Source organism: Desulfuromusa ferrireducens (assembly GCF_055389805.1).
This window is the reverse complement of the sequence record NZ_AP042415.1, coordinates 2,371,141-2,383,558: the sequence shown is the minus strand read 5'-3', so window position 1 is coordinate 2,383,558 and position 12,418 is coordinate 2,371,141. Positions and strand designations below refer to the sequence as shown.

Sequence of the window (12,418 nt, the reverse complement as noted above, 5' to 3'; positions counted from 1 at the left end):
GACAGCGCTGCTTTTCACTTTTGAGGATATTTGAAATGACTCAGTTGGAGATGGCCCGCGACGGGCAGATCAGTGATTTGATGCGGCAAGCCGCCGCTGCCGAAAATATCGACCCGGAGATCCTGCGCCAGAAGATGGCCGCCGGAACGGCCGTTATCTGCCGCAACAACAAGCACACCAACGCGCCACCATTGGCCGTTGGCGAAGGGTTGCGCACCAAGACCAACGCCAATCTCGGCACCAGCTCCGATGACACCAGCATCGACAATGAGCTGGAAAAAGCCAAGGTTGCTGTCGCCGCCGGTGCCGATGCGATCATGGACCTGTCGACCGGTGGACCGATCGACGAAATCCGTGCCGCCATCATCGCCCAGACCGATGTCTGCATCGGCAGCGTGCCCCTTTATCAGGCTGCCTGTGATGCCGTATTGACCCAAGGCAAGCCAATCGTCGACATGACTGTCGAGGACATCTTTGCCGGGGTGGAAAAGCATCTCGAAGATGGCGTCGACTTCATCACCGTTCACTGTGGCGTGACCCTCGAAACCGTCGCCCGCATGGAAAACGAAGGTCGGATCATGGAGGTCGTCTCCCGTGGCGGCTCCTTCACCGTCGAGTGGATGCTGTACAACAAAGCGCAGAATCCGCTCTACGAATTTTATGACCGGCTGCTGGAAATCGTCCGCCCCTACGATGCGGTCCTCTCTCTCGGTGACGGCTTCCGTCCCGGCTGCCTGGCCGACGCGACCGACCGTGCGCAGATTCACGAACTGCTGATTTTAGGCGAACTGACCCAGCGCGCCCAGGATGCCGGTATCCAGGTGATGATCGAAGGTCCGGGGCATATGCCTCTGAACCAGATCGAAGCCAATATCAAACTGCAGAAGCGGATTTGCCACGGTGCCCCCTTTTACGTCCTCGGACCGCTGGTCACCGATATCGCTCCCGGTTATGACCACATCACCTCGGCTATCGGTGGCACGGTTGCCGCGGCCGCGGGTGCTGACTTCCTCTGCTACGTCACCCCCAGCGAGCACCTGCGCCTGCCGACCGTCGAGGATGTTCATGAAGGCGTCATGGCAGTACGAATTGCCGCCCATGCTGCCGATATTGTCAAAGGGGTGCCTGGTGCCATAGAAAAAGACAACGCTATGGCCCGCTGCCGCAAAAAGCTCGACTGGGCCGGTCAGTTTGAGCTGGCCATTGATCCGGAAAAAGCCCGTCGCCTGCGCGCCGAATCGGGCGTTGACGAAGAGCATGGTGCCTGCACCATGTGCGGTGCTTTATGCGCCTACAAAGTCATGAACGAACGTAGCGATAAAAAAGCTGTTGCCGGTTAGTTCAAACGAACCTATAATCGGCCGTTTTCTTCTGTCTGAAAACATCAACATGGCACCGGGCTTAGCCCGGTGCCGATTTCAGGAGATCGCTGCCAATGTGCGCTAAAAAAGTTGCCCGCCCACGCCGCCGGCCGAAAATCAAGCTGCGTGGATTCAACAATCTGACCAAAAGTCTCTCCTTTAATATCTACGACGTCTGCTACGCCAAGCGACCCGAAGCGCGCAAAGAATATCTGGAGTATATCGACGAGGAATATAACGCCGACCGACTGACGCGGATTTTGACCGAAGTCACCGAGATCATCGGCGCCAACATTCTCAACATCTCCAGCCAGGATTACGATCCGATGGGCGCCTCAGTCACCATCCTGATCGCCGAAGAACCGGTTGAACCGAAGCCGGATCAGATCTTGGCCCACTTGGATAAAAGCCACCTCTGCATTCACACCTACCCGGAAACGGATAATAAATCAGGTATTTCGACCTTCAGGGTTGATGTCGATGTCTCTACTTGTGGTAAAATCAGTCCACTTAAAGCGCTCAATCATCTGGTCAGCTCGTTTGAGTCGGATATCGTGCTGATGGATTACAAGGTGCGTGGTTTTACGCGGGACTATCAGGGCAAGAAACATTTTATCGACCACCGGATCCACAGCATCCAGCAATACATACGCAAGTCGATCCGTGAGCAGTATCAGTGCGTTGATATCAACATCTACCAGGAGAACCTGTTCCACACCAAGATGTTGCTGAAGGATTTCGATCTCGATAAATATCTCTTTTCCACCACCTATGAGGATTTATCCGCCGCCGAACTGCAGAAGATCAGAATCAAGCTCGAGCAGGAAATGATCGAAATTTTCTATTCGAAAAACATCTACTAATGCTTAAGGGGAAATCATGCGACTTCAATTCTTCGCCCTGCTGGCGCTGCTGCTACTGATGACCGCCTGCCACCCCGGACATAAGCTCCTCGGAAACCCGGAAGCCCCCTATTCACCTGAGCGTGAGCCACAGATCGGTGACATCCTGCATCTGCCGACCGGCGTTTATGTCGATCAACAGGCGATGGTCGACCAAGCCCGGCGGGTGCAGATTGTTTACGTCGGTGAAACACATGACAACCCGGCCTCCCATCGCCTGCAACTAGAAATCCTGCAGAAACTCAACGAGCAAAACTCCGGCAATATAAGTTTGGCGATGGAGATGTTCACCCCCGAGCAGCAACCGTTGCTCGACCGCTGGGTGGCTGGTGAACTGAGCGAGAAAGAATTTCTCAAAGAGGTCGGCTGGTTCAAAAACTGGCGGATGAACTTCGGGCTCTATCGTGATCTGTTGACCTTCTGCCGCGACCACAAAATTCCGGTCCAGGCCCTTAACGCCAATAAAAAGCTACAGAAAAAAGTCGGCCGCACCCCCTTTAACGAACTTACCGCAGAAGAGCGGCAGCTACTGCCGCAAATGGACCACAACGACCCCTATCAGCGGGCGATGGTCGAAGCGGTCTTCAGTGGCCACCAGATGGGCGAAACGGTGCTCGACGGTTTCCAGCGAGTGCAGACACTGTGGGATGAAACCATGGCGCAAAACCTGGCCGACTATCTTGAAACGGCTGAAAAAGATCATCAAGTGGTGGTCGTCGCTGGCGGCAATCACGTGCGCTACGGCTACGGTATTCCCCGGCGTGTTTTCCGCCGTCTGCCGGCCAGCTATCTGCTGGTCGGTTCACAGGAACTGAATCTTGCGGCCGACAAACAGGACCGGTTGATGAAAGTCACCAAACCGGACTATCCGATGCCTCCCTACCACTTTGTCACCTACACCGAATACGAAGATCTGCCGAATCCGGGGGTAAAACTCGGTATCATGCTTGACGAAGCAGAGGGTGGACTGCTGATCACCGGTGTCGTTCCGGAATCGGTTGCGCAAAAAGTGGGGATTCTCAAAGATGACCTGCTAACGAAAATGGATGCCATCGAACTGAAGGAACCTTTCGACCTGATCTATGAACTCAACCAGTTGGCCGGCGGCGCAAAAATCAGCCTGACGCTCTTGCGCGGCGAGGAAACCCTGACCCTGCCAGTCGAGTTCACCGAAGCGGAACCGAAGCACCAGGACATGGGCATGGGGAGTAAACGGGGTAAACAATAGTCCCCCAGTCAGGGCAGGGTAAAATAGAAGGTCGCGCCAGCGTCGACCTCTCCTTCTGCCCAGATTTCTCCACCGTGGCACTGTACAATCCGCTGGACAGTGGCCAAACCGACACCGGTGCCGGCAAACTCTGTCTGGGAATGCAGGCGCTGGAAGGGACGAAAGAGGTTCTTTGCCTGAGCCATGTCAAAACCGGCACCATTGTCACGGACGAAAAAGAAACGCCGCTCGTTGTCATAGGCAGCGCCAAATTCAATTTCCGCCGGATTCTTTCCGGCAGAATATTTCCAGGCGTTGCTCAGTAGATTTTCTACGGCAATCATCAACAGGTCATAGTCCGCTTCGACGGTTAGTCGCGGCTCCACCTTAAAGTTCACTGCCTGCCGGGGATTCTGCCGCTGCACCCGTGCTGCAACCCCCTCAACCAGTTCGGTCAAATCAACCGAAGTTCGCTGTAATTGGATCGTGTTCATTTTCGAGAGATCCAACAAGGTGTCAATGATCCGGTCCATCTTCTGCCCTGCGGCAATGATTGTTTCTAGCGATTCTTTTCTGACTATATCTGTCGCTGGCTCATCTTCGAGCAGCAATTCACCATAACCAATAATCGTCGACAGGGGGGTCCGCAGGTCATGCGAGACCGCAGCGTTAAAAGCCTCCAAATCCTGATTCGCCTTAGAAAGCTCCCCGGTACGGGTTGTCACCCGTTGCTCCAGTTCGGCATTTAATTGATTCACCTCAATCCGCGACTGATTTAGATTTTCCGCCATCCGGTTAAAGTGTCCAGCCAATCGGGCCAACTCATCCCGTCCGCTTAATTTGATCTGCTGTTGAAGATTTCCGGCGCTGACAGCATCCATTCCGCTTTGAATTGTCCGCAAAGACCCCAACAGGTTGCGGCTCATTTGCAGCGCCAGAAGCAGAACGCAGAGAAACGCCATACCGACAAAAATAGCGCCCTGCCGGCTGGCTTTTGAGGTCAAATTGACCAGTTCCTGACTTCCGGACTGCAGAGCAGAAAAAACCATCATCGGCAAGTGGTTGCCAATAGTTCCCTCCATCGGGCTGTCAACAATCAACTGCAAAGCCCGTCGGCACTCACCGGCTTGCTGGTAAGCAACGGCCTGGTCCTGAAGGTTGAGAGTTTTTTCCAAATTAGCAACAACATCCGCTACCGGCAGAGAGAGTTGCAGTTCAGGTGCCACGGCTTGCTTGCCAGCGACCGTCAACCATTCATAGATGGCCCCACGCACCTCAACTTTCAACTTTTCATAGCGCGCCAAACTCTTCGGGTCGCCACTTAAAAGATAGGTCGACAAAGCGGAAAACTGTCGACCAAGAGCCGAATTGACCCGACTACCACTAAACATATAATCGATTACAGCGTGAGTGGTATTTAGCATTTCCTGATCTTCATAGCGCCCCAAAAAACTGCCCCCCATGGCCAAGAGCAATTCGTGGTAAGCATTTTCCACTTCATTAAAGCCATCCTGCATGGCCATGTCGATTCCGGCAAAAATCTGTTGCTCCAGCAATATCGACGCGTCCTGTCCATACTGCATAAGAGCCTGAGGCCGATCTCCCTGATCGATCAGTGCAAAAGTGCTCTGAACATTCCTTACCCAGCGCAAATACGCTTCCCGTAGCTCTTTCGCTTCGCCGATATCTTCCAACTCACCATCGACTCCAAGCTGGCTCTGGGTTTCCGCGGACCTGATCCAGAGATCAAAGCCACGCTCAACCTCTTTGGTCAAATGGGCAAATTCAGTACGCTCGCTCTGATCTCCGTAAACTAAATAGTCGAGGGCTTCCTTTGCCTGACGAGTCAACCCGGTATTAACTTCGGCGATCCCGAGCAGATACCCGGTGGCGGGAACAAATAATCGGACCCTTTGCTCCACCCGGTAGGAACTGGCAAGCAACTGCCAGGCGGCAACACCAAGCACCAGGCTGACCAGTCCTATAATTACGAGCAGTCTTGCTTTTATCGACATCTATCCACCATTTAATCCTGCCTACTTATTTCATAAAGGCCAGAGATAACACGATCAGTCTGCAGCTTATCCTTAAACCCAAACCCCTGGTTGTCAATAGCCCTCGAAACGGCAGATGAAGTTTCTCAGAGCCCTTTGCTTTAGCAAGAACAATACCCAACCCCTAATGAGTTCGCAACTGGCTGAATTTAAAGATACTTACGGAGCCATACACAAAATCAGCGCCTCCCAAGCAGTGCAACCAAAATTGCGTTATTTAGAAAACATATTAAAGGGGTCGGCACCACACAAGGCATGCAGAGAATGCAATCAAGGCTGCACCTGCAACCCTGGTTGCGCTGTTGCTCGATAACATCACAAGCGAAGATCACCCGAGCAGCATGCTCGCATCGATCTTCGCTTGATTCTTGACATAGCAATCGGATTGCAACACTTTACAGCTGACTACGCTGTCTAAATACGACCCACATCGTTCCGTTGACAAAAAAAAGGGAGCGGAAATAAATTTCCGCTCCCTTCAATCTCATAATCCGCTAAATACGGATATTACGCCTTACCGGCACTGCCCAGTACGGCTTCATTTTTGTGCTTAATCAGGGAAACCAGCTCGCTCCGAGCTGCCCCCAGATATTTGCGCGGATCGAACTCGCCCGGATCATTGGCCAAGTACTCACGGACCTTGGCGGTAACTGCCAGACGGCCATCAGAATCGATATTAATTTTACAGACCGCGCTGGCGGCCGCTTTACGCAGTTGCTCTTCCGGAACACCGACAGCTCCATCCATCTTGCCGCCATATTGGTTGATCAGCGCGACATATTCCTGAACGACACTCGAGGCGCCGTGCAGAACGATCGGAAAACCGGGGATGCGCTGTTCGCACTCTTCTAGGATATCGAAGCGCAGCGGCGGAACCGACTCCCCTTCTTTGAGCTTAAATTTATATGCACCATGACTGGTCCCGATGGAAATCGCCAATGAATCAACGCCGGTCTTCTTGACGAAATCCTCGACTTCGTCCGGTTGGGTGTAGGTCGATTGCTCGGCGACAACGTCATCTTCAATCCCGGCCAGCACTCCCAGTTCACCTTCGACGGTCACATCGTGAGCGTGGGCATACTCAACCACCTGCTTGGTCAATGCGACATTTTCGTCATAAGGCAGATGAGAACCATCGATCATCACCGAGGAAAATCCGGAATCGATACAACTTTTACAGGTTTCAAAGGTATCGCCATGATCCAGATGCAAGACAATCGGAATATCCGACCCCATCTCGCGGGCCATCTGCACCGCGCCGGTCGCCATGTAGCGCAACATGGTTTCATTGGCGTAGTTGCGCGCGCCTTTGCTGACCTGAATAATCACCGGCGAATTGGTTTCCGCACAGGCAGTAACAATCGCTTGCAACTGCTCAAGATTATTAAAATTGTAAGCGGGGATGGCATAGCCGCCATCAACCGCTTTGCGGAACAGTTCCCGCGAATTAACCAAACCCAGATCTTTGTAACTGACAGCGTCGCTCATCGGCCTGAAACCTCCTTGAGGGGGTGAATATAATCCATTCGAAAATGGCATTGCGTCTGAATGTTTGAATAGACTGCGCTATTATTACAACCGATCAACGGATTGTCCAGCAGCAGGGGTGTTTAGTATACGATTTTCCGCCAACACGTCCCTAAGGGGGTTGCTTTAGGCAGCGACTTCGCTTAGAATCTGCGCGCTTTTTCAAACCTTGAGGCCCTTGCCTCTTCTCATTTATTAACACTGCAGCGAAAGGCCAGGCTGACATGGTTGACCAAAAAACCGACGAGTATTTCAAAGACTGGAAAAGTCGAGAAGCGATTGCCGAAGCAATGATACCGCTGATCGGCAAGCTTTATCGCGATCGGGAAGTGATCTGTACCATCTTCGACCGCACCTTGGTCAATCAATCAACTATCGACATTCTTCGCGGCCACCGCTTTGCCCGCCAGATCATCAAGCGCGAAATCTGGGTTAAAGACACCTTCCCGCTCCTGCAAGCGATGACCAAACTGGACCTCTCGCCCGGGAAAGTCGATCTGGCGAAATTGGTGCTGCGCTACCAAGAGCAGGACGGTGGGGATATCGACAGTTTCGTTGCCGAACAGCTCAAAGATCTGAATACCGGCAAATCACAACAGCTCAGTGAGCCACGCGACGTCGTTCTCTACGGTTTCGGTCGTATCGGTCGGTTGTTGGCTCGGATCCTGATTGACCAGGCTGGTGGCGGCAATAAACTGCGCCTGCGTGCCGCGGTGGTTCGTAGAGGCAGCGACGACGACCTGGCCAAGCGTGCCAGTCTGCTGCGCCGTGACTCGGTGCACGGTCACTTCGAAGGCACCATTCGCGTTGATGAAGAACAAAACGCGATCATCGCCAACGGCAACATGATCCGGATCATCTACGCCGATGCCCCGGAAGATGTCGATTACAGCCAGTACGGCATCAGCAACGCCATCGTTGTCGATAATACCGGCAAGTGGCGTGATCGCGAAGGACTCGGCCGGCACCTCCAATCCAAGGGTGCTTCGCAAGTCGTGTTGACAGCCCCAGGCAAAGGCGATATCCCCAACGTCGTCTACGGTGTCAACCATGAGCTACTCGATACCCCTGATGCGATCCTCTCGGCAGCCAGCTGCACCACCAATGCCATCGTGCCATTTTTGAAAGCGGTTAACGATAAATTCGGTATCGAAAACGGTCACGTCGAAACCTGCCACAGCTACACCAATGACCAGAACCTGATCGACAACTACCACAATAAAGAGCGCCGTGGTCGCAGTGCTGCGCTGAACATGGTCATCACCGAAACCGGAGCCGCCAAGGCTGTCGCCAAGGCCCTGCCGGAATTGGCAGGGAAACTGACCGGCAACGCCATCCGCGTGCCGACGCCGAACGTGTCGCTGGCAATCCTCAACCTGACCCTGAAGACAGAAACAACTGTCGACGAGCTGAATACCTACCTGCGCGGCATGTCCCTCGACTCACCGCTGCAGGACCAGATCGACTTCACCAACTCTCCAGAAGCGGTCTCGACCGACATGGTCGGTTCACGGCACGCCGGGGTCGTCGATTCACTGGCCACCATCGTCCAGGACAACCGCTGCGTCCTCTACGTCTGGTACGATAACGAGTTCGGCTACAGCCATCAGGTGGTACGGATCGTAGAACAGATCTCCGGAATGAAACTGGGACTCTGGCCGAAGTAGACAGATTTCGGTTTGATAATAAAAAAGCGGGCAAACTCGGAAGAGCTGTCCGCTTTTTTATTGCTTCAACGACCACAGACAAAAAAACGCCGACCCGGAATCCGGATCGGCGTTTTTATACGAACATGTAAAAAAGCTTAATTGAAGCGCTTCATAGCGCGCAATTTCTTGCGCAGACGGCGCTGAGCTTCTTTTTCCTTACGTTTTTTCTTAACGCTTGGTTTCTCATAAAACTTACGCTGCTTCATTTCACGGAAGAGACCTTCCTGCTGCAGCTTACGCTTGAGAACTTTAATCGCTTTTTCGACGTTACCATCGATAACAGTGATTTCCACGAGCAATCACCCCGCTTTCTTAGTATCTTTGCAGCGCATGGCCACAAGAGTTTGAACTTATAGCCGCAGTGGCAAATCAAGTCAAGTAGTTTCCACCGCTGATGCCGATATTCAGGGCTTTTTCAGCAATGAAACACGAATCCCACCGTTGGAAAAACGCAATCGGGACTCAAAGGGAATTCCCGTTGCACGGACCAGCTCAGAATCGGGACAAATGACGGCAAGGTCCCATGCAGAAAATTCAGCGCGAGAAACCCGGCCCAGATCGCGATAAAGAGCCATCAGTGCCGCCGTACGACCAATCCGCTCGCCGTAGGGGGGATTACAGATAAACACACCTGACTTCTGAACCGCTGACAAATCCTGCATCGCCTGGCAATCAATTTGCACCAGCCCTGTCAAACCGGCCGCCGCCAGATTCTGCCGCGCGGCATCAATCGCTTTTGGATTATTATCAATGGCGATAATTGGTGCCGCCAGCTCCGCTTTCTGTGCCCGCTGGGCGAGCTGCAACAACTGCTTCCAAAGGCCGGGGCGATACTTCGGCCAATCCATAAAGGCAAACCGGCGGTCTGCTCCCGGTGGACGTTGCAATGCAATCAGCGCGGCTTCAATGGCAAAGGTTCCAGAGCCGGTCATGGCATCAACCAACGGTTTTGACCCATCGTAGCCAATCGCCAACAAGCAGCCGGCGGCAAGATTTTCCCGCAGCGGCGCTGCAACGTTGGCGATACGGTAACCGCGCCGGTGCAACAATTCACCAGAGCTATCAATGGAAACCTGACAGCGATCATCCTCCAGGCGCAGAAAGATGCTTGTCTTCGTGGGGATCATCACATCAACAGCCCCCAAGACCTTGCTCAAAGCCGATTGGCAGGTCTCAGACACCCGCCCGGAATGGGACAACCGTGATCGATGGCAGGTTGCACGCAGGTTGCAATCGGTACCGGGCTTAATAAATCGCCCCCACGGCAAACGCACCAGTTTTTTGAACAGGGTCGGAAAATCACGTGCTGTGACCTCACCTACGCGCACTAGAATACGCGACGCCGATCGCAACCAGAGATTGGCAAGGTAAAGCTCATGCAAGCCCCCGCTAAACTCGACACCTCCGGTTAAGATTTCTGGAGCCTCTATGCCAAGGGCAAGCAGCTCAGCGGCGCAAACTTCTTCAAAGCCGGGCGGCGTGACGGCAAAATAACGATTTTGTTGTTGGGACATTAATAACCTCCGAAAAGAGGCAACATAACAGAGAAAAATCTCCGGTGTTATTAATTTTCATTATTTTACATTTGGTTCTCGACTGTTTTTCTGCGATAATGAAAGTTAAGCATTTCTCAGGAGAAGCATAAAATGTCAAAATACTTGGTTATTACCTGTTTGCTACTGCTACCGACCCTGGTTTCAGCGCGCTGGATTGCAGATATTGCTATAATCGAAAATGACGATATCGGCAGCATTGAGTTTAGCCACTACCAGCATCTTGACGCCGTAGGTAGAGATTGCGTCCTCTGCCATAACCGGTTGTTCCATATTGATCCGAAAAAAAACCAGCCAGTCAGTATGGAAGAGATGGCAAAAGGCAAGTCCTGCGGTGCTTGCCACAATGGTGACATGGCATTTTCGGTCAAGGAGAACTGCGAAAGCTGCCATGACGAGTACCCCCCCCCCAAGCAAACACAGCAATTTATAATTTGGGGAAATGGAAAGACCGAGAATGATTTATCAACGTTATTTTAAAACGGGTCAAACAATTTTGTTGACCGCACTTGAGCATAATAATGATGGCCGCACAGATTTATTGTCCGCCACAATCGACAGTGGCGACGATGATACGTTCAATATTTCCCTCCCCTACAGCGATGACGCAGCCGATCAATATCCCTTTACTGCCGGCATGCCGTTTGAAATCAGTTCCGAGGCGTTGGGCCTGGGGATTAGGGTCACCGGACAGTTCGAGAAAAAGATTGATGGCAAAATAATCACCCTAAAGATCAACAACGACCTGCAGATGTTTCAACGCCGCAACACCCCACGCCTCGACTGCAAAGTCGGCATCCGCTTTACCCGCGGCCAGGGGGCATTGAAGGCTCTGCGCAACACTTGGGAAAAAAACATCCATGTCCTGCACAGCCCGGACGCGCCGCTTATCTTCGAAGGTTTCAACCCCTGTCAAGTCAACCTCAGTTCGGGCGGCATCCGCTTTAACCTGCGCCCACCAGTTAATCCAGCGGAACTCTGCCTTATTCTGATCAACCTGGAGGACGGCAAGGTCCCGATTTGCACCTTGGCCGAAGTCGCCTGGGTTCGCCCGGAAAACAATGAGACCATCATGGTTTCCGGCATGCGCTTTATTAACATTTTGGAAGAAGATCAAAAACGGATCACTAACTTTATCCGCAAAGTTGGAGATGGGGTAAAGTAGCCTTTCAACCGCGGTTATCTCTTGTTTCATCAACCGTTCTGCGTTATAAAAACACAAGCTAAACCAGACCGGTCTTCCGACCGTTTTTAGGGATCAGGATTTTTCCTTTTATGCCGCAGATCACCGAATCTGAAGTCTTTCGTGCCTGTCGAACGCTGTTCGGCCCGGAGCTTCCCCTAAGCCGAGACTTCCTGCATTATTTGCAAGCATCCGGAGTACGTTCCGCCTATCGCAAAAAGGCCAAGACAACCCATCCGGACCGCTTTGCCATCGCGGCAACAAGCACCCGTGAAAAGCAACAACGCCTGTTCCAGGACCTGAATCATGCCCACGAGACCGTCCAGAAGTTCCTTAAACAACGTGAGCGGACTCCGGCAACCAGCTATTACCGCAGTCGCAGCAGTTCCAGCTACTCGCGCCCTAAACGGCAGGATCGTCCTTACAGCAAGTTCTATCGCGGCCCACTCCCACCCCGGCCACTCCAGTTCGGGCTGTTTCTCTACTACTTGGGAATGATCCCCTTTAGCGCCGTCATCTCAGCCATTACCTGGCAACGACAGCAACGCCCGATCCTTGGAGAAATCGCTAAACGCTGGGGCTGGTTGAATGATGAGCAGGTCAAAACAATCCTCAACCATCGCAGCAACGTACATAAATTCGGTGAACGCGCTGAGCAGTTGGGACTGCTCACCTCCCTACAGGTTCGCGCCATCCTGTTCCATCAGCGCAGCAAACAAAAGCAGATGGGACTCTATTTTATCGAGCAGGGTTTTTTCGACGAAGAAAACCTCAATCAGCTTCTCATTCAGCTGGCTGAACACAACCGAACTTTCCGTCAGGGCTACGGCGGATATTATTATTTTTATCATCGCCAATAAGCTATCCAACATCGGCCATCAGCCGAAATGTTGAATAATCGACTTTTCCCCACACGACCAAT

Annotated in this window: 10 protein-coding genes and 1 pseudogene; 7 read left to right on the top strand and 4 right to left on the bottom strand. The window is 52.6% G+C overall.

The window, feature by feature from the left end; translation table 11 throughout:
* Positions 1–35: 35 nt before the first annotated feature.
* The 3 genes from thiC to ACZ5PT_RS10680 all read left to right on the top strand — a co-directional run bounded on the left by thiC (position 36) and on the right by ACZ5PT_RS10680 (position 3,491).
* Positions 36–1,340: a phosphomethylpyrimidine synthase ThiC gene (thiC, locus tag ACZ5PT_RS10690; RefSeq protein WP_464263021.1), complete on the top strand. Its 1,305-nt coding sequence runs from the start codon at positions 36–38 to the stop codon at positions 1,338–1,340.
* 95 nt (positions 1,341–1,435) lie between these two features.
* A complete protein-coding gene (gene speD, locus ACZ5PT_RS10685) occupies positions 1,436–2,224 on the top strand; it encodes an adenosylmethionine decarboxylase (RefSeq protein ID WP_464263020.1) in 789 nt (262 codons plus the stop codon).
* Between the two features lie 16 nt (positions 2,225–2,240).
* Positions 2,241–3,491 carry a ChaN family lipoprotein gene (locus ACZ5PT_RS10680; RefSeq protein ID WP_464263019.1) on the top strand — a complete coding sequence of 417 codons (1,251 nt, stop codon included), beginning with the start codon at positions 2,241–2,243 and terminating at the stop codon, positions 3,489–3,491.
* A gap of 8 nt (positions 3,492–3,499) precedes the next feature.
* Here ACZ5PT_RS10680 and ACZ5PT_RS10675 read toward each other — a convergent pair whose 3' ends face one another.
* Positions 3,500–5,485, bottom strand: a complete 1,986-nt coding sequence (locus ACZ5PT_RS10675) for a sensor histidine kinase (protein ID WP_464263018.1) — start codon at positions 5,483–5,485, stop codon at positions 3,500–3,502.
* A 546-nt stretch (positions 5,486–6,031) separates the two neighbouring features.
* The gene (locus tag ACZ5PT_RS10670) at positions 6,032–7,012 is read right to left on the bottom strand and encodes a class II fructose-bisphosphate aldolase (protein WP_464263017.1); all 981 of its coding nucleotides are present in this window, start codon (positions 7,010–7,012) and stop codon (positions 6,032–6,034) included.
* Between the two features lie 263 nt (positions 7,013–7,275).
* On the opposite strand from ACZ5PT_RS10670, the gene ACZ5PT_RS10665 reads away from it, so the two are divergent.
* Positions 7,276–8,718 (top strand): glyceraldehyde-3-phosphate dehydrogenase, encoded by a 1,443-nt coding sequence (locus ACZ5PT_RS10665; protein WP_464263016.1) that lies wholly within the window; start codon positions 7,276–7,278, stop codon positions 8,716–8,718.
* Positions 8,719–8,876: 158 nt separating this feature from the next.
* Here ACZ5PT_RS10665 and rpsU read toward each other — a convergent pair.
* Both rpsU and ACZ5PT_RS10655 read right to left on the bottom strand, forming a co-directional pair.
* Positions 8,877–9,053, bottom strand: a pseudogene (gene rpsU / locus ACZ5PT_RS10660) (30S ribosomal protein S21); the annotation flags it as partial.
* 111 nt (positions 9,054–9,164) lie between these two features.
* Positions 9,165–10,274 carry a THUMP domain-containing class I SAM-dependent RNA methyltransferase gene (locus tag ACZ5PT_RS10655; protein ID WP_464263015.1) on the bottom strand — a complete coding sequence of 370 codons (1,110 nt, stop codon included), beginning with the start codon at positions 10,272–10,274 and terminating at the stop codon, positions 9,165–9,167.
* A 132-nt stretch (positions 10,275–10,406) separates the two neighbouring features.
* Here ACZ5PT_RS10655 and ACZ5PT_RS10650 point away from each other — a divergent pair, with 132 nt between their 5' ends.
* The 3 genes from ACZ5PT_RS10650 (at position 10,407) to ACZ5PT_RS10640 (ending at position 12,356) form a co-directional block, all read left to right on the top strand.
* Positions 10,407–10,793, top strand: a complete 387-nt coding sequence (locus tag ACZ5PT_RS10650; RefSeq protein WP_464263014.1) for a cytochrome c3 family protein — start codon at positions 10,407–10,409, stop codon at positions 10,791–10,793.
* The gene (locus tag ACZ5PT_RS10645; protein WP_464263013.1) at positions 10,771–11,478 is read left to right on the top strand and encodes a PilZ domain-containing protein; all 708 of its coding nucleotides are present in this window, start codon (positions 10,771–10,773) and stop codon (positions 11,476–11,478) included. Before ACZ5PT_RS10650 ends, ACZ5PT_RS10645 begins: the two co-directional genes overlap by 23 nt.
* A 110-nt stretch (positions 11,479–11,588) precedes the next feature.
* Entirely contained in the window at positions 11,589–12,356 is a 768-nt protein-coding gene (locus ACZ5PT_RS10640) for a J domain-containing protein (protein WP_464263012.1), read from the top strand.
* Positions 12,357–12,418 lie beyond the last annotated feature (62 nt).